Origin of the sequence: Kerstersia gyiorum, assembly GCF_004216755.1 — a bacterium.
Taxonomy (GTDB): domain Bacteria; phylum Pseudomonadota; class Gammaproteobacteria; order Burkholderiales; family Burkholderiaceae_B; genus Kerstersia; species Kerstersia gyiorum.
In genome coordinates this window covers 39,104-60,814 of record NZ_SGWZ01000001.1, presented here as the reverse complement: position 1 = coordinate 60,814, position 21,711 = coordinate 39,104, and the positions used below count along the sequence as shown (strand labels likewise).

General features: G+C 63.8%; 18 protein-coding genes. 11 read left to right on the top strand and 7 right to left on the bottom strand.

Translation table 11 applies throughout. From position 1 onward, the window contains the following. Nucleotides 1-92: 92 nt before the first annotated feature. The 3 genes from EV679_RS00275 to gltX all read right to left on the bottom strand — a co-directional run bounded on the left by EV679_RS00275 (nt 93) and on the right by gltX (nt 4,676). Nucleotides 93-656, bottom strand: coding sequence for a YggT family protein (locus EV679_RS00275; RefSeq protein ID WP_127772947.1), 564 nt, complete (start codon nt 654-656; stop codon nt 93-95). A 326-nt stretch (nt 657-982) separates the two neighbouring features. Further along, complete coding sequence (locus tag EV679_RS18020) at nt 983-2,584, bottom strand: hypothetical protein (protein ID WP_420883592.1); 1,602 nt, start codon at nt 2,582-2,584, stop codon at nt 983-985. 697 nt (nt 2,585-3,281) lie between these two features. After that, entirely contained in the window at nt 3,282-4,676 is a 1,395-nt protein-coding gene (gene gltX, locus EV679_RS00265) for a glutamate--tRNA ligase (protein WP_130486275.1), read from the bottom strand. A 99-nt stretch (nt 4,677-4,775) separates the two neighbouring features. On the opposite strand from gltX, the gene EV679_RS00260 reads away from it, so the two are divergent. Then, nucleotides 4,776-7,238 (top strand): bifunctional acetate--CoA ligase family protein/GNAT family N-acetyltransferase, encoded by a 2,463-nt coding sequence (locus EV679_RS00260; RefSeq protein ID WP_068372721.1) that lies wholly within the window; start codon nt 4,776-4,778, stop codon nt 7,236-7,238. Between the two features lie 54 nt (nt 7,239-7,292). On the opposite strand, the gene EV679_RS00255 is transcribed toward EV679_RS00260, so the two are convergent. Together EV679_RS00255 and yjgA are read right to left on the bottom strand one after the other, a co-directional pair. Next, nucleotides 7,293-7,976 (bottom strand): alpha/beta hydrolase, encoded by a 684-nt coding sequence (locus tag EV679_RS00255; RefSeq protein ID WP_068372716.1) that lies wholly within the window; start codon nt 7,974-7,976, stop codon nt 7,293-7,295. After that, nucleotides 7,973-8,557 (bottom strand): ribosome biogenesis factor YjgA, encoded by a 585-nt coding sequence (yjgA, locus tag EV679_RS00250; protein WP_130486274.1) that lies wholly within the window; start codon nt 8,555-8,557, stop codon nt 7,973-7,975. Before yjgA ends, EV679_RS00255 begins: the two co-directional genes overlap by 4 nt. Before the next feature lie 109 nt (nt 8,558-8,666). Between yjgA and pmbA the strand changes: the two genes are divergently transcribed. From pmbA to erpA, 6 genes are all read left to right on the top strand, one after another. Next, nucleotides 8,667-10,034, top strand: coding sequence for a metalloprotease PmbA (gene pmbA / locus EV679_RS00245; RefSeq protein WP_127772952.1), 1,368 nt, complete (start codon nt 8,667-8,669; stop codon nt 10,032-10,034). A gap of 233 nt (nt 10,035-10,267) precedes the next feature. Next, entirely contained in the window at nt 10,268-10,696 is a 429-nt protein-coding gene (gene rplM, locus EV679_RS00240) for a 50S ribosomal protein L13 (RefSeq protein ID WP_068372705.1), read from the top strand. Between the two features lie 9 nt (nt 10,697-10,705). Continuing rightward, a complete protein-coding gene (gene rpsI / locus EV679_RS00235) occupies nt 10,706-11,098 on the top strand; it encodes a 30S ribosomal protein S9 (RefSeq protein WP_068372703.1) in 393 nt (130 codons plus the stop codon). Between the two features lie 731 nt (nt 11,099-11,829). After that, complete coding sequence (gene argC / locus EV679_RS00225; RefSeq protein ID WP_068372701.1) at nt 11,830-12,894, top strand: N-acetyl-gamma-glutamyl-phosphate reductase; 1,065 nt, start codon at nt 11,830-11,832, stop codon at nt 12,892-12,894. Between the two features lie 9 nt (nt 12,895-12,903). Continuing rightward, nucleotides 12,904-13,677 carry a DUF6776 family protein gene (locus EV679_RS00220; RefSeq protein WP_127772953.1) on the top strand — a complete coding sequence of 258 codons (774 nt, stop codon included), beginning with the start codon at nt 12,904-12,906 and terminating at the stop codon, nt 13,675-13,677. A 155-nt stretch (nt 13,678-13,832) separates the two neighbouring features. Beyond that, nucleotides 13,833-14,201, top strand: coding sequence for an iron-sulfur cluster insertion protein ErpA (gene erpA, locus EV679_RS00215; protein ID WP_068372697.1), 369 nt, complete (start codon nt 13,833-13,835; stop codon nt 14,199-14,201). A 320-nt stretch (nt 14,202-14,521) separates the two neighbouring features. On the opposite strand, the gene EV679_RS00210 is transcribed toward erpA, so the two are convergent. Further along, the gene (locus EV679_RS00210) at nt 14,522-15,652 is read right to left on the bottom strand and encodes an anhydro-N-acetylmuramic acid kinase (RefSeq protein WP_130486273.1); all 1,131 of its coding nucleotides are present in this window, start codon (nt 15,650-15,652) and stop codon (nt 14,522-14,524) included. Between the two features lie 3 nt (nt 15,653-15,655). Continuing rightward, nucleotides 15,656-17,068 (bottom strand): M23 family metallopeptidase, encoded by a 1,413-nt coding sequence (locus EV679_RS00205; protein WP_127772954.1) that lies wholly within the window; start codon nt 17,066-17,068, stop codon nt 15,656-15,658. Nucleotides 17,069-17,299: 231 nt separating this feature from the next. On the opposite strand from EV679_RS00205, the gene tyrS reads away from it, so the two are divergent. The 4 genes from tyrS (at nt 17,300) to nrdR (ending at nt 21,709) form a co-directional block, all read left to right on the top strand. Next, a complete protein-coding gene (gene tyrS, locus EV679_RS00200) occupies nt 17,300-18,532 on the top strand; it encodes a tyrosine--tRNA ligase (RefSeq protein WP_068372681.1) in 1,233 nt (410 codons plus the stop codon). Nucleotides 18,533-18,981: 449 nt separating this feature from the next. Then, on the top strand, nt 18,982-19,638 hold the full coding sequence (locus tag EV679_RS00195) for a YbhB/YbcL family Raf kinase inhibitor-like protein (protein WP_068372678.1): 657 nt from the start codon (nt 18,982-18,984) through the stop codon (nt 19,636-19,638). 238 nt (nt 19,639-19,876) lie between these two features. After that, a complete protein-coding gene (glyA, locus tag EV679_RS00190; protein WP_068372675.1) occupies nt 19,877-21,121 on the top strand; it encodes a serine hydroxymethyltransferase in 1,245 nt (414 codons plus the stop codon). Nucleotides 21,122-21,232: 111 nt separating this feature from the next. After that, nucleotides 21,233-21,709, top strand: a complete 477-nt coding sequence (gene nrdR, locus EV679_RS00185; RefSeq protein ID WP_068372672.1) for a transcriptional regulator NrdR — start codon at nt 21,233-21,235, stop codon at nt 21,707-21,709. Nucleotides 21,710-21,711 lie beyond the last annotated feature (2 nt).

The following is a 21,711-nucleotide window of genomic DNA, read 5'->3' as shown; positions in this document are numbered from 1 at the left end:
TGCAGGGCCTTAACAGGCCTGCAGGGGGATTTTTTGTATGGCAGTAGGTTTGTGGTCGTCTTCCAGGCGTGGCTGGCGACAACCAGCGCTTGTCAGAAGGCGAGTAACTGGTAGCTGATGCGGGTCAGGATCATCACGCAGATCTGGGCGCCCAAGAGGACGGCCAGCGGCGAGAAGTCCATGCCTCCCGGCGTGGGCAGCACGCGGCGGATGGGTTCCAGCAATGGGTCCGTCATGGTGCGCAGGACGGGCATGACGGGCGCCAGCGGGTTGACCCAGGAAAGGATGGCCTGGATCAGCGTCAGCCATACCAGCAGATTGAAGCCCCATTTCACGACCGTCACGATGGCGGCGCCAAGAAGAGAGGGCAACATGCCGAGGGTGGGGAGGCCTTGCAGCGCCAGGCAGATCACTAGCAGCCAATAGATCAGTGCAACCAGCCAGGCAGCGGCGAGACTGGCCCAGTCGATGCGTCCGCGCAAGGGAAAGACAGCGCGCAGGGGTTGCACCATCCATTGGGTTACCTGGGAGACGGCCTGGTGGATGGGGTTGAAAGGATGCAGACGGACAAATAGCATCCAGGCGCGTGCCAGCAAGGCAGCGCCCAGCAGCATGGCTGCAATGTCGAGCAGGAAGTGAATGATTTCGCCGATCATGGATAAACCTGAAATTACGGTGGGGGGCGGGCGGCCGGACGCTGGGTATCCTGGGCCTGGCGCGCGGGCAAGGCGATTTTGTGCAGGAGGGCGCACAAAGGTGATGCCCTCCGGCGCCTATCGCGTATTGACTGCGATGGCAGTGTTGCCGGAGCGCTATTGTCGCACGATGTGATGGCTGCGCGCCAAGCTCCGGGGTGCCAGGCGCCAGTTTAAGTGAGAGTCATTGCGTTTTCGTGCAAAAAAAAGCGCACCCTGGTAAAGGGTGCGCTTGCCGGGGCCAGGCCCGTCACAAGGCGGGCTCAGGCTACCGTCTCGGGACTGGCTTAACGCTTGTCGGCGGGGCGGTCGTCAACCGGGAACGGCCAGGCGCTGGCCGGGTTGTTCCCGGTCTTGGCCGGCGTGGCTTCCGTCACCGCAGGCGCCGGAGCGGCCTTCTTGGCAGCTGCTTTCTTGGCAGCAGGCTTCTTGACGGCAGCAGGTTGCTTGGCGGTTTTGCCGTCGGCCGTGGCAGGCTTGGCAGCCGTGGCAGCCTTGGCCTTGGCGGCAGGCTTGTCGGCCGGCGCGACCGGAATCTTGCTGGCAGCGGCTTCGGCGGCAGGCGCGGCGTTGGCAGCGGTGTCGGTGCTCTTTGCGGCCGCAGCTTTCTTGGCAGGCGCCTTGGCGGCAGCAGCCTTCTTGGCGGGCGCGGCCTTCACGGGAGCCTTGGCAGCGGGCTTCGCGGCCGCTTTGGCCGGAGCCTTGGTGGCAGCAGCCGTGTCAGTGCTCTTGGCAGCGGCAGCCTTCTTGGCGGGGGCGGCCTTGGCAGGAGCCTTGGCAGCGGGCTTCGCGGCCGCTTTGGCCGGAGCCTTGGTGGCAGCAGCCGTGTCAGTGCTCTTGGCAGCGGTAGCTTTTTTGGCGGGCGCAGCCTTCACGGGCGCCTTGGCAGCGGGCTTCGCAGCCGCTTTGGCCGGGGCCTTGGTGGCAGCAGCGGTGTCGGCGCTCTTGGCGGCCGCAGCCTTCTTGGCGGGTGCAGCCTTCACAGGAGCCTTGGCAGCGGGCTTCGCAGCCGCTTTGGCCGGGGCCTTGGTGGCAGCCGCCGTGTCGGCGCTCTTGGCAGCGGCAGCCTTCTTGGCGGGCGTAGCCTTCACGGGAGCCTTGGCAGCGGGCTTCGCGGCCGCTTTGGCCGGGGCCTTGGTGGCAGCAGCCGTGTCGGCGCTCTTGGCGGCAGCAGCCTTCTTGGCGGGGGCGGCCTTGGCAGGAGCCTTGGCAGCGGGCTTCGCGGCCGCTTTGGCCGGGGCCTTGGCGGCAGCCGCCGTGTCGGCGCTCTTGGCCGCGGCAGCCTTCTTGGCGGGGGCGGCCTTGGCAGGCGCCTTGGCAGCGGGCTTCGCAGCCGCTTTGGCCGGGGCCTTGGCGGCAGCCGCCGTGTCAGTGCTCTTGGCAGCGGCAGCCTTTTTGGCGGGGGCGGCCTTGGCAGGCGCCTTGGCAGCGGGCTTCGCAGCCGCTTTGGCCGGGGCCTTGGCGGCAACAGCCGTGTCGGCGCTCTTGGCCGCGGCAGCCTTCTTGGCGGGCGCAGCCTTGGCGGGAGCCTTGGCAGCGGGCTTCGCGGCCGCTTTGGCCGGGGCCTTGGTGGCAGCAGCGGTGTCGGCGCTCTTGGCAGCGGCAGCCTTCTTGGCGGGTGCGGCCTTGGCAGGCGCCTTGGCAGCGGGCTTCGCAGCCGCTTTGGCCGGGGCCTTGGCGGTAGCAGCGTCAGCACCCTTGGCAGCAACCTTCTTGGCGGGCGCCTTGGTTGCCGCAGCCTTCTTGGCCGGTGTTTTCACAGCAGGGGTGGCAGCAGCCGGCTGGGTAGTGGCCTGTGCAGTCGCGGGGACGGCGGCAGCCTGGGCGGCAGTTTTCTTGGTAGTGGTTTTCTTGACTGCCTTTGCCGCAGTCTTGGTGGCTGTTGCCATGGTATTGCTCCTTAGGTTCTCTCAGGGTTCCCAGAACTTCAACGCGCGCAGTAACTGCCGGTCAGGGTGGCATTTATCTGCCCGGAAAATTCATTGGCGAATTCTGCGCGCATGGGTAGGCTGCGAGCCGGGGAAATGCCAATGAACATCGTGCGACCCTTTGATATGGCCCGCACGGTTTGCGCGAGACATTTCAAATGGCGCTGGCAGGTGATGGATTGCCTGCCACGATGGAAATCTGTCGGGGATGGGGAAATGGGCATCGCGCCTGTCACGAAGGTATGAGCGATGCGGTGCACCTGCCCTTGAATGGAGGCAGGCAGGGAAACGGCTGTCGGGAAGATCGTGCCAGACACGGGCGTGGTGATAGACAAGTTCGTAGCCGATCGGTGCGGGGCCGGAAATACCTCAATCATAGGGGAATTTGCGGGAATTGGGATGTTTGCAGCCAATTTCCACCCGTGCTTTTCTGACAGTGTGGTTTCACACGCAACGTCAGCCCCCGATTGGCGTGAATGCTGCCTTTCGTGCTGCCTGTCTGGCCGCCGTTGGCGCGATGAAAATCTGTGGTGCCAACGGCGGCTGGCCAGGCATGTGCCGAGGCCGGTTGCATGCCGGGACAGCACCCGTATTTCCGGGTGCTGTGTGAGGAGGAAGGCATGCATGCAGCGGGGGCAAAGGCCAGGTTCGTTGCAGGTCAGAGTTGCGCCAGGCGGCCCAGCACCGTGTCGCGGCCCAGCAGTTCCAGCACGGCGTCGATGGAGGGCGTCTGGGTGCGTCCAACGACCGCGACACGCAGGGGAATGGCCAGTTGCGGCATCTTCAGGCCACGTTCCTTGATGAACGCCTTGACCTGTGCATTCAGGGCTTCGCGTTGCCAGGGCGTGTCGGCCAGCAGGGCGGCAAAGTCACGCAGCAGGGCGCGGTTGTCGTCGCCCAGGTGTTCCTGCGCCAGCTCGGCCGGTGCGGGTTCATGCGGGCCGCAGAACAGCATGGCACCATCGGCCAGCTGTTCCAGCGTTTCGGCGCGGTCTTTCAGTAGCGCAATGACGGCCTCGAGATTGTCGGCGTCGGCCTTGCCGCCTCGGGCTGCGATGCGTGGCGCAACCAGCTTCGACAGTTCTGCATCGGGTGTCTGCTTGATGTAATGGGCGTTGACCCAGTTCAGCTTCTTCGGATCCCATTGCGCCGCGGAGCGCGACAGGTGGCTGGGGTCGAACCACTCGACGAATTGTTCGCGGGTGAAAAGCTCGTCGTCGCCATGGCTCCAGCCCAGGCGGGCCAGGTAGTTGATCATGGCTTCCGGCAGGTAGCCGTCACGGTCGTATTCCATGACGCTGACCGCGCCATGGCGCTTGGAAAGCTTCTCGCCATCCGGGCCCAGGATCATGGGCAGGTGACCATATTCCGGCACGGTGCCGCCCAGCGCTTTCAGGATGTTGATCTGGCGCGGGGTGTTGTTGACGTGGTCATCGCCGCGAATGACGTGCGTGATGTTCATGTCGAGGTCATCGACGACGACGCAGAAGTTGTAGGTCGGCGTGCCGTCCGGGCGCGCGATGATGAGGTCATCCAGTTCCGTATTGGCGAAGCGGATGGGGCCCTTGACCATATCGTTCCAGCTCGTTTCGCCTTCCTGCGGATTGCGGAAGCGGATCACGGGCTTGCGGCCTTCGGGCACGGGCGGCAGAGTCTTGCCGGGCTCGGGGCGCCAGGTGCCGTCGTAGCGCGGCTTCAAACCCTGGGCGCGCGCAGCCTCGCGCATGGCTTCCACTTCTTCCGGGCTGCTGTAGCAGTAGTAGGCCGTGCCGGCGGCGAGCATGCCGGCCAGCACTTCGCGGTAGCGGTCCATGCGCTGCATTTGATAGAACGGACCCTCATCAGCGTCCAGTTGCAGCCAGCGCATGCCGTCCAGGATGGCCTGCACCGCTTCTGGCGTGGACCGCTCCAGGTCCGTGTCTTCGACGCGCAATACGAAGGTGCCACCATGATGGCGGGCGTAAGCCCAGGAAAACAGGGCGGTACGGGCGCCTCCCAGGTGCAGGAAGCCAGTGGGGGAGGGTGCGAAACGGGTACGTACGGGTGTGGTCATGGCTGGCGCAGGCGGCATGGAGCTAATACTGCTTTCATGCAGCCGTGAGTGCGTGTAGGGTTATGGTATCCGTATCATTTTAATGGAGCGCCACTCACTATGTTGCGTCATCTCATTGCTCCGCTGTTTGATCCGCGTACGTTGCTGGTTGTGGCCGACAGCGTTTTGCCCGTCATGCAGAGCTTGCCGGTGAATTTGCGCGACCGCGTGACCTGGGTGGAGTGCACGCCGGGCGTAGTGCCGGTGCTGCCGGAAGCGCTCTGTGGCCTGGCGCCCGGCGGGCGCCTGGACCTGGCCCTGGTCGGTGTGCGGCCGTCGATTCTGCCGGAAACACTGGCGCGGCTGGAAGCCTTCCGCCCCTGCGCAGCTATCCTGCTGCCTTCCAATGAAGCCGACCCTAACCCCGCCGCCACGGCCGCCCTGTGCCGCGAATGGGCGACGCGCAACCAGTGTGCGTTGCTGGGCCCCAATGCCTTCGGCGTGCAGCGCCCGCATGCCGGCCTGAACCTCAGCCAGCACCCTATCCTGGCGCGGCGCGGCAAGGTTGCGCTGGTCACGCAATCGCGCGCCTTGATGGCGGCGGTGATGGATTGGGCCGATGATGCGCACATTGGATTTTCCGTGGCCGTGGCGCTGGGCGACGAGGCAGTCATCGGCCTGCCGCAGGTGCTCGACTTCTTGGCCGGCGACGGCTGGACCGATAGCATTGCGCTTTATGTCGAAGACGTGGGCTTTGCCCGCGAATTCATGAGTGCGCTGCGTGCTGCGGCCATGGTCAAGCCGGTGGTTGTCCTCAAGGCCGGCCGGGTGCTGGATGCATCCGGGGCGGATAACGCCTTCGATGCGGCCCTGCGGCGTGCCGGCGCGGTGCGCGTGCGTTATTTCGTGCAGTTGTTTTCGGCCTTGAAAGTGCTGGGTTATGCGCGCCGGCCACGCGGCCGCAGCGTTGCACTGCTGTCCAATGGCAGCGGGCCGCCCCAGTTGGCGCTGGATTTGATGGGGCCGGCTGCTGCTGTGCTGCCGGCCGATCTGGTGTCCGCCACGCGCAAGCGGCTGGCCGAACTGTTGGAGCCTGCCGCGCGTCCGGCCAATCCGGTGATCACCTATGCTCCGTTGACGCCGGACCGCATCGGCGACTTGCTGCTATGCCTGCTCGACGACGCGAATGTCGAAGGCGTGCTGGTGCTGCTTGCACCGGATGGACGCTCGGACCTGGCCGGGGTGGTGGGCCGGCTGGCGCAACTGGCGCCCAAGGCTCGCAAGCCCGTCATCACCTGCCTGATGGGGGATGCCGGCATGCGGCCTTTGCGGCGCCTCATGGACGATGCGGGCACCCCCGCGTTCCGTACGCCGGAATCTGCGGCCGATGCCTTCGGCGTGCTGGCCACGCATCACTACAACCAGCAATTGCTGGTGCAGACGCAGCCGCCCGAGCAGCACGGTGATGCCCCGGATATCGAGGGCGCCGAGCGGGTGGTTGCCGCCGCCCGTGCCCAGGCGCGCCAGGAACTGGAGCCGGCGGAGTGCCGGGCCTTGCTGCGAGCCTTCCGGGTGCCGGTCGCCGGGCCTTATGTGGGATGTGAACCGCCGGCAGATGCCATGGAGCCGCCAGCGGCCATCCGTGTGCGTACCGACTGCCGTTTCGGCCCGGTGCTGAGCCTCGGGGCCGGGGGCGCGGCGGCGGTCATGCAGGCGCCGGACCGGGGCGCTGATCTGGCCCCCTTGAACGCTTTCCTGGCCCGTCAATTGATGGAGCGCAGCCGTCTGTGGCAGCGGGTGCTGCGCGATCATATCAGCCCTTCTGCCGAGGAGGCGCTGCGGGTGGCGTTGGAGCAGGTTTCCGACCTGGTGACGGAATTGCCCGATGTGGTGGAAATTGATATCGACCCGCTATATATCGGTGATGCCGGCCTGACCGCTGGCGGTATGCGCATTCGCCTGGCAGAGGCGCCCGCCGAGGCGCGTCCGGCGGCCAGCGGCTATCCGCATATGGCCATTCATCCGTACCCTGCGCAATGGGTGCGCCAGCGCCAATTTGCGGATGGTGCGCCGTGGGAAATCCGTCCCATCCGTCCGGACGATGCCGAGCCGCTGCAGGCCTTTATTCGCGGGCTGTCGGAAGAGACACGCTACATGCGCTTCGTTTCCATGATGCGGGAACTGACGCCGCGCATGCTGGCCCGTTACACGCAGATCGACTATCACCGCGAGTTCGCGCTGGTGGCGACCACACGCGTGCCGAATCCGGCGAACCGGGGCCTGCCAATGGAAATCATCATCGGCCTGGCCCATTACCTGCGCAATGCCGACGGGCGTGGGGCGGAGTATGCCCTGGTCGTGGCCGACGACTGGCAGCGGCGCCGGCTGGGCCGTGAACTGATGGGAACGCTCATAGAGGCTGCAGCCGCGCAGGGACTGGAATACATAGACGGGCTGGTGCTGGCCAACAACCGTCCTATGCTGGGCCTGATGACCAGCCTGGGCTTTGTCAATGATGTGGATGCCGAGGACCCGACCATGCGTCGGGTCTGGCTGGGGCTGCGGCCGGCGCCGGCGCTCTGATCGCGCCGGGGCTGGCAGTGCTGGCTCCGGCAGCGGGCTGCCCCGGGGGAGGCGCTATTGGGCGGACAGCACTGTTTTCAGGAAGACGGCAATGTCGGCGATTTCCTGCGGGCAGACCGAGTGCGGCATGGGGTAGGTACGCCATTCGATCTGGTAGCCCAGGCTGTCCAGAATGCGTCGCGAGGTTTCGGCGCGGGCCGGAATGACGATCGGGTCCTGGGTGCCATGCGCCATGAAGATGGGCGTCTGCTGGTTGGCGGCGCTGCGTTCCTCGGCCAGGGTATCGGCCAGGGGCAGGTAGCCGGATAGCGCGATGAGGCCGGCCAGGGTCTCGGGATAGCGCAGGCCGGTATGCAGTGTCATTGCGCAACCTTGCGAAAAGCCGGCCAGCACGATATTGGCGCTGGGAATGCCACGGGCATGTTCGCGGGCGATCAGCGCTTCGATTTGCCCGGCCGACTGGTGTATGCCCGCATGGTCTTCACGTACGCCAGCAGCCATCTGGAAGATGTCATACCAGGCGCGCATGGGCATGCCGCCGTTGATCGTGACGGGGCGCACTTGCGCATGCGGGAACACGAAGCGGATGGCTGGTGCGCCAGGCCAGGAAAGATGCGGAACGATGGGCGCGAAATCGTTGCCGTCCGCGCCCAGGCCGTGCATCCAGATGACGGCGTGGGTGGGGTTGGCTGCAGTTTCGAGTTCGACGGTATCCAGTAATGCAGGAGCGGAAGTCATGATTCTGTATCGGGTTCGGAAGATGCGGCAGGCTGCTCGGCGTCGAGCAGTGTCTTGAGCGCCTGGAACAGCGCCCGGTAGTGTTTGCGTTGCGGTTCGCGGCCTTCGGGCAGCGCAGCGTTGGCGGCGGCCTCTTTGCGGGCGGCGCGCAGCTGGGCGCGCAGCGCCTGGACGTCCACGCCTGGGTGGCGGGCCAGCAGGTCCGTCAGCGGCTGGTCATCCAGCATCAGGCGGTCGCGCAGGCGTTCGATGCGGTGCAGCCCGGCGGTCTGCTTGCGCGAACCGTTGGCCCAGATGTCGAGCTGGGTGCGGATGGCATCAGCGGGTGCGTCGCGCATCAGCTTGCCGACGTAATGGGTCTGGCGCCGGCGCGCACCATGGCTGTTGATGCGCTGAGCGGCCCGGATCGCTTCATACAGCGATTCGGACAGCGGCAGTTGTTTCAAACGGTCAACAGGCAGTTCGATCAGCGTTTTGCCCAGGTCTAGCAAAGCGTGCATTTCACGTTTGACCTGGGATTTGCTGGGGGACAGATCCTCCTCGTCGAACTCGTCTGTCGTGTTGTGGGCGGGCGGGCACATGGGGAAATCCTGAATGAGGCAAATGAAAAAGAATGGCGGCAGGCCGACGAAACTTCGTCATGCAGGCGGCGACTTGGCTATGATACCCGCCTCAGCGTATGGGAAAGTCATGGCAGATTCTTCTTCGAATTTTTTACCGATTGCCGCGAATCAGGCATTGTTTCGCGAACTGGTCGAGTTGGCCCTGAGCCACGCACGCAGCCTGGGCGCCAGCGATGCGGCGGCCGAAGTCTCCGAAAGCCAGGGCTTGAGCGTGTCCGTGCGGCGCCGCGACGTCGAAACCGTGGAGCAGACGCGTGACCGCTCCCTGGGCGTGACGGTCTATGCCGGGCAACGGCGCGGATCGGCCAGTACCTCGGATTTTTCGCCGCAGGCGATACGCGCCGCGGTCGAGGCGGCCTGGCATATTGCCCGCTATACCGGCGAGGACGATGCCGCCGGTTTGCCGGAGGCCGCAGACCTGGCGACGGATTTCCCGGATCTGAAGCTGCATTATCCCTGGGCGCTGGACGCCGACGAGGCGGCCCGACTGGCTTTGCAGGCCGAACAGGCGGCGCGGTCGGTCAGCAAGATGATCACCAATAGCGACGGCTCGCAGATCAATGCCAGCGAAGGGCATTTCGTGCTCGGCAATACGCGCGGCTTCATGGGGGGTTATCCCTATTCGCGCCATAGCCTGTCCGTGGCGCCCATCGCCGGGCGCGGCAACAGCATGCAGCGGGATTACTGGTACAGCGCGGTGCTGAACCCGGCGGATCTGGCCGACCCCGAGGCGCTGGGCAGGTATGCGGCCCGTCGGGCATTGTCGCGCCTGTCGGCGCGCCGCATTCCCACCGGGAACTATCCTGTGTTGTTCGAGGCGCCGCTGGCGCTGGGCCTGATGGGCGCCATGGTGCGCGCGGCCAGTGGCGGCGCCTTGTACCGCAAGGCTTCGTTTTTGCTTGATGGCATGGGCAAGCAATTGTTCCCGCGCCATATCCGTATCGACGAAGATCCGTTCCTGCCCGGCCAGGCAGGCAGTGCGGCCTTTGATGACGAGGGCGTGCGCACGCGTGCCCGCCGGGTCGTGGAAAGCGGTGTGTTGCAGGGGTATTTCCTGTCCACCTATACGGCGCGCAAGCTGGGGCTGGCGCCTACAGGCAACGCGGGCGGCTCGCACAATCTGGTGCTGCGTTCCTCGCGCACCCGTAAAACGGATGATTTCCGTGCCATGCTCAAGAAGATGGGCACCGGCCTGCTGGTGACGGAGTTGATCGGCCAGGGCGTGAATTATGTGACCGGCGATTATTCCCGTGGCGCTTTCGGTTATTGGGTCGAGAACGGCGAGATTGTTCACGCCGTAGAAGAAATCACCATTGCCGGAAACCTGCTGGAGATGTTCAAGGGCATCGTTGCCGTGGGTGCGGATGCCATCACGCGTGGCGCGAAAACCAGTGGTTCGATTCTGATCGACCGCATGGCAGTGGCAGGTTCCTGATTTTTCATGCTAAACTCGCGGGTTTCTGCCTTCATTGGCAGGGAATTCGCACGGGCGGTTGACAACGCTTTGGCGAGAGCACGCTGCACAAGCCGGTATTCCTGAGCTTTGCGTTCGGGGTCGGGGGCGTAGCGTGATTTTGAACTTTTCCGGGCGTGTCCTGAACGGCGCGCGGGGTATGTGCCAATGGTGGCCCAGCCTGACCGGATTTCATTTGATTTTAGGAACAGATCATGAAGACCTTTGTGGCAAAGCCGCATGAAGTCAAGCGTGACTGGTTCGTGATTGATGCCAAGGGCAAGGTCCTGGGTCGTGTGGCCAGCGAAGTCGCACGCCGCCTCCGTGGCAAGCACAAACCGGAATTCACGCCTCACGTTGACACCGGCGATTACATCGTCATCGTTAACGCGGCAGATATCGTCGTGACCGGCAACAAGGCGCTGGACAAGCGCTACTACCGTCACTCGGGCTATCCCGGCGGCATCACCGAAACCAATTTCGAGAAGATGCAGCAGCGTTTCCCGGGCCGTGCGCTCGAGAAGGCCGTCAAGGGCATGCTGCCCAAGGGTCCTCTGGGCTACGCCATGATCAAGAAAATGAAGGTGTACGCCGGTGCCGAGCACCCGCACGCCGCGCAACAGCCGCAGCCGCTGGAAATCTAAGGAAAGGCCATGATCGGTAACTGGAACTACGGCACCGGCCGCCGCAAGACTTCGGTGGCTCGCGTGTTTCTCAAGAAGGGCTCGGGCAAGATCGTGGTCAACGGCAAGGCTGTTGACGAATACTTCGCTCGTGAAACCGGCCGCATGGTTGTGCGTCAGCCTCTGGTGCTGACCGGCCATCTGGAGTCGTTCGATTTCCACATCAACGTGCATGGCGGCGGCGAAAGCGGCCAAGCCGGTGCAGTGCGTCACGGTATTACCCGCGCACTGATCGACTACGATGCAACGCTGAAGCCCGCACTGTCCCAGGCTGGCCTGGTGACCCGCGATGCGCGTGAAGTCGAGCGTAAGAAGACCGGCTTCCACAAGGCCCGTCGCCGCAAGCAATTCAGCAAGCGCTGATGCGTTTTTGTCCTTGCCGCTTTTCGGAGCGCTATGGGCAGGCGAAAAAACCCCTGGCTGTTTTGGCAGCCGGGGGTTTTTTTATGCTTTGGCGGTTGGGTTTGGGTTTGGGGTTGGGCAGAGGGGCAGAGGGCGTCTTGCTAAGCCGCGCCCAGGCCAGCCGCCCGGGCCCGCGCAGATCGCGTGGTTCCGGCTGCGCCGGAACTGCCCGGCGTTCAGGGCGGGAACGGGGCGGGCACACAACTCGCGGCGCGGACAGTCCACCGGACTGTCCGCAAGCATGCCGCTCAGACATGTGTGCCCTCGGTTCCCCGTTCCCGCCCCGAACACCGGCACGCTCCACTGCGCCAGCCCGGACGGCCAGCCTGGGCGCTTGCAATCGTTGCGTGCAGCGGCTGGCGATGGCCGGGGTTTTAAAAAAGTAAGGCTGATGTATCTTTACCTCAGTACCTCAGTACCTCAGTACCTCAGTACCTCAGTACCTCAGTACCTCAGTACCTCAGTACCTCAGTACCTCAGTACCTCAGTACCTCAGCCCCTCAGTACCTCAGTCCTTCGGTACGGCTTGACCGCTTTGACCTGGCTGCGGGGCGGCTGGGCCGGACGATGATGGGGGCGGGGCACGCGCAATGGGGAGAAACCGGGGAACTTGGAAAAAGTACCGGGGGTCTCATCCAGAAGCGATAGAATCAATGGTTTCAGAAGAACCCGTATTACGAGAGGATTTCGACATGGCTCAAACCGCACCTGCACGCATCAAGGTCGGTATTGTTGGCGGTACTGGCTACACCGGCGTGGAATTGCTGCGTCTGCTGTCGCGCCATCCGCATGTGGAACTCAAGGCCATTACCTCTCGCAAGGAAGACGGCCTGCCGGTGGCGGATATGTATCCCAATCTGCGCGGTCATGTCGATATCGCTTTCAGTTCGCCGGACAAGGCCGAGCTGAACAAGTGTGACGTGGTGTTTTTCGCAACCCCGCACGGCGTGGCCATGAACCAGGCACGCGAGCTGCTGGACGCCGGGGTACGCATCATCGACCTGGCGGCGGACTTCCGCCTGAAGAATCCTTCCATGTTCGAGAAATGGTACAAGATGTCGCATTCCTGCCTGGATGTCCTGGCGGAGGCGCGCTATGGACTGGTCGAGCTGGACCGCGAAGGCATCCGCGAGGCGCGGGTGATCGGCAATCCCGGCTGTTATCCCACGACCGTCATCCTGGGTTTGGCACCGTTGCTGGAAGGCGGCCTGAGCCTGATCGACACCAACAGCCTGATCGCCGACTGCAAGTCCGGCGTGACCGGCGCAGGCCGCAAGGGCGAGATTCCGCTGCTGTTTTCCGAGGCCAGCGATAACTTCAAGGCTTATGGCGTGGCGGGGCATCGCCACCAGCCGGAAATCGAAGCGCAACTGTCGCGCCTGCATGGCAGCCTGATCAAGTTGACGTTCGTGCCGCATCTGGTGCCCATGATCCGCGGTATGTTCTCGACCATCTACGCACGCATCCTGCCGGGCGCACGCGAGGTCGATTTCCAGAAGCTGTTCGAGGAACGCTATGCGGGCGAACCGTTCGTGGACGTCCTGCCTGCCGGCCAGCTGCCGGAAACCCGTACTGTCAGGGCGTCGAACAAGTTGCGTATTGCCGTGCAGCGTCCGGGTAATGGCGACCAGCTCATTATTCTGGTCGTGCAGGATAACCTGGTGAAGGGCGCTTCCGGCCAGGCAGTGCAGAATATGAATCTGATGTTCGGTTTTCCGGAAACGGCAGGACTGGAACACGTGGCGATCCTGCCTTGATGGCCTATCGTGCCAACCAGTAAGCGAAAACCGGGCAAGGCCCACGCGCCGCATGCGGCTCGCCACCGGGCGCGCGCGCGCCGTGCACCGGCGTTGGCAATTGTCCTGGCGCTGGTGCTGGGGCTGGTGACGGGCGTGGCTGGCGGCTGGTTCTGGGCGCAGGCTCGTCCCCAGTCGCCGGTACAGGGTGCGGGTGCCTTGCTTGAACCGGACGAAGTGCTGGTCCGTAACATGGAAGAGCTGGCCTTGTTGCGTTCGCAATTGGCGACACGTGACGGCGAGCTGGCCGTGGAGCGGGCGGCCCGCCAGCGTTTGGAAGAGCAGCTGACCGGCTTGCAACGGGATTTGGGCGCCGAGCGGGATCGCCTGGCGTTTTTCGAGCAGCTGCTGCCGTCGGGGCCGGGTGGGTCGGTGGATATCCGTTCCGCCAGCTTCGAACGTTTTGGCAGTGCCTTGCAGTATCGCGTGCTGTTGATGCGCAATGGCAAGTTCGATGCGCCGTTCCAGGGCAACCTGCGGTTTATGGCGACGGGACTGGATAACGGCAAGGCGGCCACCCGAGAGCTGCGGCCCATGCAGGCAGAGCCAGGCGGCCAGCCGGTCCCGGATGCGCCGGATGATGCAGCAGAGCATGAGTTGAGTTTCGACCAGTACCTGAGCGCCAAGGGCGTGCTGTGGATTCCTGCCGGTTTCGTGCCTGAATCCGTAACGGTGCAGGTATTGGAAGGCGGTGCGGTCAAGACGGCCTATCGCGTGGAGCTGGAGGCGGTTGCGGCGCCTTGATGGGCCGGCCGCAGAGTGTTGCAGCGCGGGCAATAGCAATGCCATCTATGGGTGTATTTCTGGCTAGCCCCGTAGCGCTGCGTTATAGTAAAGCGTCCGCCGGTGTTTCTGTGCCGGCCATCTCGCGGCCCCAGCAGGCCGCCAGGAGTCAGCAAATGAGCGCAGTGACCGAAGTCACCGATCTGCAGGCACCGCCTGCTTCCATTATCTTTACCGATGCCGCCGCTGAAAAAGTGCGCGATCTCCTCATCGACGAAGGCAACGCCAACCTGAAATTGCGCGTGTTCGTGCAAGGTGGCGGGTGCTCGGGTTTCCAGTATGGCTTCACGTTCGACGAAGACGTGGCCGAAGACGACACCATCCTGGAAAAGGCCGGTGTGCAGCTGCTGGTCGACCCCATGAGCTTCCAGTATCTGGTCGGTGCCGAAATCGACTACAAGGAAGACATCGAAGGCGCGCAGTTCGTGATCCGCAATCCGAACGCCACCACGACCTGCGGTTGCGGTTCGTCGTTCTCGGTGTAATGAAGGGCCCGGGCCCGGCGGCTTGTCTGCCGGGAGGCCCTGGTTTGCCGCTGTCTTCCGTCGCAGTGCCCTGACTCGGGCGAACTCGGTACAAATCAGTTTTCACCCGGCGTCCCGAGGGATGCAACGGTGTAAAGCCCTGCATACTCTGACTCTCCCACCCTGTGGTGGCAAGTCAGGGTGGCAGGGCTTTTTGCATGGTGAGGTCATGAGGGAGGCCGGCAGGCGTTGCGGCCGGGGCATTGGGGGCATGCCTTGCAAGCGCGGGCTGAGGCCCGCACCGCCATGACGATGCGGGTTTTCCTGCCGTTGTGGCTGGCTCAGGCTGGGTGCCAGGCGCCCAGGATGCTGCGATGGCGGGCTCCGGTCACGGAGGGCAGGCCGGCGGCAATGCCGTGATGGTGCGCCCAGGCCAGCCAGGCGAATGCCATGGCTTCCATGTGCTGGGGGTCGACGCCGTAGGCGTCGCTGGCGCTGACAGAGCAGGGTGCCTGCCGGGTCAGGCTACTCAGCAGATGCAGGTTGCGCGCGCCGCCGCCGCAGACGATCAGTTCTTCGGTGTCGGGGGCGTGCCGGGCCAGTGCCTCGAGCACGGTCGAAATGGTCAGTTGTGTCAGCGTGGCCTGTATGTCGGCGGCACTGGCGTTGCCTGCGGCGGCCAGGCGGCTGTCCAGCCAGCTGGCGCTGAAGAGGTCGCGTCCGGTGGATTTCGGTGGTGGCAGGCGCAGCCAGGGTTCGCTCTCCAGCAGGTAGGCCAGCCATGCATCCTGGCACTGGCCGCTGGCGGCCCAGGCGCCACCAGCGTCATAGGGCTGGCCGGTGTGCCGCTGGCACCAGAGGTCCAGCAGCATGTTGCCCGGGCCGGTGTCGAAGCCGACCGGGTCGGCGCCGGGCCGCAGCAGGGTCAGGTTGCCGATGCCGCCAAGATTGAGCAGCGCACGGGGGTGGTCGGCCTGGAACAGCGCGGCATGGAATGCCGGCACCAGCGGCGCGCCCTGGCCGCCTGCGGCAATATCGCGGCGGCGGAAGTCTGCCACGACAGGAATGCCGGTCAGTTCGGCCAGCAGGGCCGGGGCGTTCAGTTGCACGGTGTAGCCGATATCGGGGCGGTGCCGTACCGTCTGGCCATGGGCGCCGATGGCAGCAATGTCGCTGGCGTCCGATTCACTCAGGTAAAGCACGGCGGCGACCGCCTGGGCATAGGATTGCGCAATTTGCAGCGCAGCTGTTTCGGCGCGGTGGATTTCATTCTCGCCAGGCTGGTTGAGCGCCAGCAGTTCGTCGCGCAAGGCGGCCGGGTAGGCCTGGTGGGCGTGGGCGATCAGGCGCAACTGCCGGGCGTCGTCGATTTCGACCTGGACGACGTCCACGCCATCCAGGCTGGTGCCGGACATGATGCCGATGTAATAACGCCCGCGGCGGGCGCGGGCGTCGGGTGTGGGAAAGGTCATGAATCAGTTGGCGGAAGCGACCTGGGTGCCGGGCAGTTCCTGCATGTTCTGCTGGAACTGGGCCAGCATCCGGATCTGGTCCTGGTAAGGTGCGGTGGCGCGGGCAAAGGCCTGGATCTCTGCAGCAGTCAGTTTCTGTGTGACAGGCAGCGACGCCGACAGTGGGTCGACGGGAACGCCCTTGACGCGGAATTCATAGTGCAGGTGCGGGCCGGTTGCCCAGCCGGTGGAGCCGACATAGCCGATCATCTCGCCCTGGCTGACGCGACGCCCCTTGGCCATGCCTGCGGCGAGGCGGCTTTGGTGGGCATATACCGTCGAGTAGCCGCCAGCGTGTTCGATGATGATGACATTGCCATAACCATTCTGCCAGCCAGCGAAGCTGATGGTGCCATCGCCGGTTGCGTGGATGGGGGTACCGCTGGGGGCAGCGTAATCCACGCCTTTGTGGCCTACCCATTTGTTCAGGATGGGGTGCTGGCGCATGCCGAAGGTGGAGCTGATGCGGCTGAATTTCAGCGAGGTGCGCAGGAAGGCGCCACGCAGGCTGTTGCCTTCGAAGTCGTAATAGTTGCCGCGTTCGTCGTCATTGGGCGAATACCAGGCAGCGCTGTGTTGCTTGCCGCGGTTGGAGAACTCGACCGCCAGCACACGGCCGGAGCCGACTGGCCTGCCTTCGAACATGCGGGCTTCGTAGACGACACGGAATTGGTCGCCCTGACGGATGTCCTTGAGGAAGTCGATGCGGCTGCCTAGGATCTCGGCGATTTGCTGGGTGACACCGTCAGGGATACCGGCGCGGTCGGTGGCGCCGAACAGCGAACTGCGGATTTCGCCCATGCCGACGCGTACCTGGCGCTCGGGCGTGACTTTCAGTTCTTCCGCGCTGAAGCCGTCATCGGCGCGGCGGACTTCCAGCAGAGCGGTGACCGGCTGGTTGTTTTCCGTGGTTTGTGGTGTGTGGATGTAGCGCAGCCAGTTCAACTGGCCGTTCTCGTCCAGCGAGGCTTGCAACGAACGGCCGGGATACAGGCGGTAGATGCTGCGCGCGTCCGGGTTGTGCGTCAGGAAAGCCAGCAGGCCGGGTTCGTCGATATTGAGCCGCTTGAGCACTTGCGCCAGCGTATCGCCGCTGCGGATGCGGGTTTCATGGACGAAATCGGCTTCGGCGGCTTCGGCGGCCGAAGCATCCAGGGTCAGCGGCAGGGTTTCGCGCAGCATGCGCTGCTGCACCTGAACGCTGTTATCCTTGCTGGGTTGGACCATGCCGATGGCTGCGGCCGCGCCGAACATGGCGAACGCGCCCAAGAGGGCGACACGGCGGAAGCGGCTGGAGAAGTTGTTGCGTGGCTGGCTCGATCCGGAAGAACGGAGAGTCCGTAGCCTGTTTTGCGTGTCGGGAGACCTGCCGGTCATCGCTGGAGCCCTATTGCCAAGGTTTGGGAACAATGCATGGCAGACCAAGTGGCTCCAGGAGAAGTTCCCGCGAGTTGGCCAGGCTGCCAGAATAAATTCGAGGGGAGACTGCGAAGCAGAAATCTCCTGGCGCGTTATGATTGCCGGGAGAATTGCGCGACAAGGTGCGATAACACCTTGAATTTAGCCTTTTTTAACATGCTTACAGCCGCCAAGGCTACCATTTACCCAATGTCCTCATCTTCTGAAACAATTTCCCCCCAAACTCAGGAAGATCTGAAGATCATCCGCCGCGGTTGCGATGAGTTGCTGGTTGAATCCGAACTGGCTCAGAAACTGGAAAAGAGCCGTGCCTCGGGTGAGCCGCTGCGGATCAAGCTGGGGCTGGATCCTACCGCGCCCGACATCCACCTTGGCCACACCGTCGTCCTGAACAAGCTGCGTCAGCTGCAGGACCTGGGCCACAAGGTCATCTTCCTGATCGGCGACTTCACTGCCACCATCGGCGACCCCAGCGGCCGCAACAGCACCCGCCCGCCGCTGACGCGCGAGCAGATCGAGACCAACGCCCAAACCTATTATTCGCAAGCCAGCCTGGTGCTGGATCGTTCGCGCACTGAAGTCCGCTACAACTCGGAATGGTGCGATTCGCTGGGCACGCGCGGGCTGATTCAACTGGCGTCGCGCTATACCGTGGCCCGCATGATGGAGCGCGACGACTTCACCAAGCGTTTCAAGGGCGGTATCCCCATCTCGGTGCACGAATTCATCTACCCGCTGCTGCAGGGGTACGATTCGGTTGCGCTCAAGGCCGACATGGAGCTGGGCGGAACCGACCAGAAGTTCAACCTGCTGGTGGGCCGCGAATTGCAGAAGGAATATGGCATGGCGCAGCAGTGCGTGCTGACCATGCCGCTGCTGGTCGGTACCGACGGTGTCGAGAAGATGTCCAAGTCCAAGGGCAACTACATCGGCGTGACTGAAGCGCCTGACTCCATGTTCGGCAAGCTGATGTCGATCTCCGACACGCTGATGTGGAAGTACTACGAGCTGCTGTCCTTCCTGTCGCTCGACGAAATCGCGGCGCTGAAGGCAGAGGTCGACGCCGGCCGCAATCCGCGCGATGTGAAGGTGCTGCTGGGCCGCGAATTGGTGGCGCGCTTCCATGGCGCGGCCGCGGCCGAATCCGCCGCAGAGGCATTCGACGCACGTTTCCGGGACGGCGCCGTCCCGGAGAACATGCCAGAAGTCACCATTGCCGGCGCTCCGCTGGGCATTGCCAAGGTGCTGCGTGAAGCGGGCCTGGTGCCGTCGGGCACCGAGGCCAACCGCAACATCGAGCAGGGTGGCGTGCGCGTGGACGGCCAGCGGGTCGAAGACCGCGCCCTGACGCTGGCGGCAGGCGAGTACGTGATCCAGGTGGGCAAGCGCCGTTTCGCACGCGTCACGCTGGTCGCAGCCTGAGCCGACGCCGCCTGCCCGGGTAGCGGGCGCTGGTCTGGCCGACGCCTGCATGGCGCGCGGCACGTCGTCAGGGAAGGCCGCGTTAGGAAAAACCCGGCCCATTCTTCAGGAATGGAGCCGGGTTTTTCTTGCCTGATTCTAGGTTTTTTGCCAGTGCAGCCCAGGTTTTTCCTAGGATTTTTCCTAGTATGCATGGGGGCTGGGCCGGATTTCTGATGCTGATTTTTACCTGCAAAATGACAGCTTTTTTACGATAAAAAAGAAGGTTTTGCTGTAGGATAACGTTACGGCTGCTTGATTTTTACGCGGTCTGGCGAACCGCCATGGTGCGGGGCGCATCGTTTGTTTCCTAGTGCTGGGCGGCGCCGTGGCAACCCGGGTTGCCTTCTTGAAGCCGCAGTCGTATTTGTCCAGGCCGGCGTCCAGCCATTCCACGAGGAGCTGTTCCCATGAAACTCGCAAGTCTTTCCTTTGCTGACGGCGCACCGATCCCGGAGCACTATGCCTTCGGCAAAATGGATGTCAAATCCAGGGTAGAGCTGGCGGATAACTTCAACCCGCAGTTCACATGGAGCGATGTCCCCGAAGGCGTGAAGTCCTTCGCGCTGCTGTGCGTCGATCCCGACGTCCCCACTGTTCCCGACGATGTCAACGTGGCCGACCGCCTTGTGCCTGCCGATCTGCCCCGCACGGATTTCTTCCACTGGGTGCTGGTCGATCTGCCTGCCCGTTTCCGCACGCTTGAGGAAGGCCATTTTTCCAATGGCATCAGTGCCCGCGGCAAGAGCGGTCCGCAAACCCACATCGCCGGCGTGCGCCAGGGGATCAACGACTATACCGGCTGGTTTGCGGCCGACCCCGACATGTCTGGCGATTATTACGGCTACGATGGTCCGTGCCCGCCATGGAACGACGCGCGCGTGCACCGCTATGTGTTTACGCTGTATGCGCTGGATGTCGAAACGCTGGCGCTGCCGGAACGTTTCGACGGCAAGGACGTGCAGCAGGCAATGGACGGCCACGTGCTCGACAGTGCCTCCTGGACTGGAACCTTCACGTTGAATCCGGCGCTTGCGCCTGTGCGCATCGGCCCGCCGGCATCCTGATGCCAGGCCGCCCGGGCCCAGGGCGGATGCCGCTGCGCGGTGTGCCCGGGCCCTTGCATGAGTGATGCTCAAGTCCTGCATGCGCTTTTTTTGCCGCGTGCGGGCAAACGTGGCAGTTTGGCACACAAGCAGGGTTTTTTTATGGCCGATCGCTGCCTGATGATGCATTTTGCAGTGCCTGGCGGGGTAAACTAAATAGCTTCTTCGTGTTTCACGCTATTGAGCTCAGGACCCCCAAATGTTTGATCGCACCCGTACCCTTGATAAGGTCGACCCCGAACTGTGGGACGCCATCCAGAAGGAAGACGTCCGCCAGGAACAGCACATCGAGCTGATTGCTTCGGAAAACTATGCCAGCCCGGCGGTGATGCAGGCCCAGGGTACGCAGCTGACCAACAAATATGCGGAAGGTTATCCCGGCAAGCGCTACTACGGTGGTTGCGAATTCGTCGACATCGTCGAACAGCTGGCCATCGACCGCCTGAAGGAACTCTTTGGCGCTGAAGCGGCGAATGTGCAGCCCAATTCCGGCTCCCAGGCCAACCAGGGCGTCTACAACGCCGTCCTGAAGCCGGGCGACTCCGTCCTGGGCATGAGCCTGGCCGAAGGCGGCCACCTGACCCACGGCGCCAGCGTCAATTCCTCCGGCAAACTGTACAACTTCCATCAGTACGGCCTGGATGCCAATGAAGTCCTGAACTACGAACAGGTCGAAGCCCTGGCGCGCGAACACAAGCCCAAGCTGATCGTGGCTGGCGCGTCCGCCTACTCGCTGCACATCGACTTCGAGCGCCTGGCCCGCATCGCCCATGAAAACGGCGCGCTGCTGATGGTTGACATCGCCCACTACGCCGGCCTGGTCGCCGGTGGCGCGTACCCTAACCCGGTACCGCACGCCGACTTCGTGACGTCTACCACGCACAAGTCGCTGCGCGGCCCGCGCGGTGGCGTGATCATGATGAAGGCCGAATTCGAAAAGGCTGTCAATTCTGCAATTTTCCCCGGCATCCAGGGGGGGCCCCTGGAGCACGTCATTGCCGCCAAGGCCGTGGCTTTCAAGGAAGCGCTGGATCCTTCCTTCCGTGACTACGCCGCCCAGGTCGTCAAGAATGCCAAGGTCATGGCGGAAACGCTGGTCAAGCGTGGTCTGCGCATCGTGTCCGGCCGTACCGAAAGCCACGTCATGCTGGTTGATCTGCGCGCCAAGGGCATCACCGGCAAGGAAGCCGAAGCGGTGCTGGGCCAGGCCCACATCACGGTGAACAAGAACGCCATTCCCAACGATCCGGAAAAGCCGTTCGTTACCAGCGGCATCCGTTTGGGTACGCCGGCCATCACCACGCGTGGTTTTGGCGAGGCCGAAGCCGAACTGACCGCCAACCTGATCGCCGACGTGCTCGACAATCCGCATGACGCCGATAACATCGCCAAGGTGCGCGCGCGCGTCAGCGAGCTGACGGCCCGCCTGCCGGTCTACAAATAAGCCCTGGCACGGGGCGCCGGCTGCCTGGCGGCTGGCGCCTGTCCCGGAGGAACGCGGCTCGTATATGATGCGAGTCGCGTTTTTGCATTCTGGAAACAGGAGACTGACAGCGTGAAATGCCCTTTTTGCGGCCATCAGGACACCCAGGTGCTGGATTCCCGCGCCATGGAAGAAGGACAGACCATACGCCGGCGCCGCCGCTGTCTCGCTTGCGAACGCCGCTTCACGACCTTCGAGAGGGCGGAGCTGGACCTGCCGTACATCGTCAAGCGCAATGGCAGCCGCACCGACTATGAGCGTGCCAAGTTGCGTGCCAGCCTGGCCCTGGCACTGCGCAAGCGCCCGGTTGCGACGGCAGACGTGGATGCCGCAGTGGTGCGCATCGAAGAAGCGCTCATGACCAGCGGCCTGCGCGAAGTCCCGAGTTCTCGCGTGGGGGAACTGGTCATGCAGGAACTCAAGAACCTGGATCAGGTCGCCTACGTGCGCTATGCCTCTGTCTACCAGAGCTTTGAGGACATCGGTGAGTTTGTCCGCGCCATCCGGGCCATGCAGGGGCCGCGTGGCGAGGCGCCGAAAGACAAATAGCA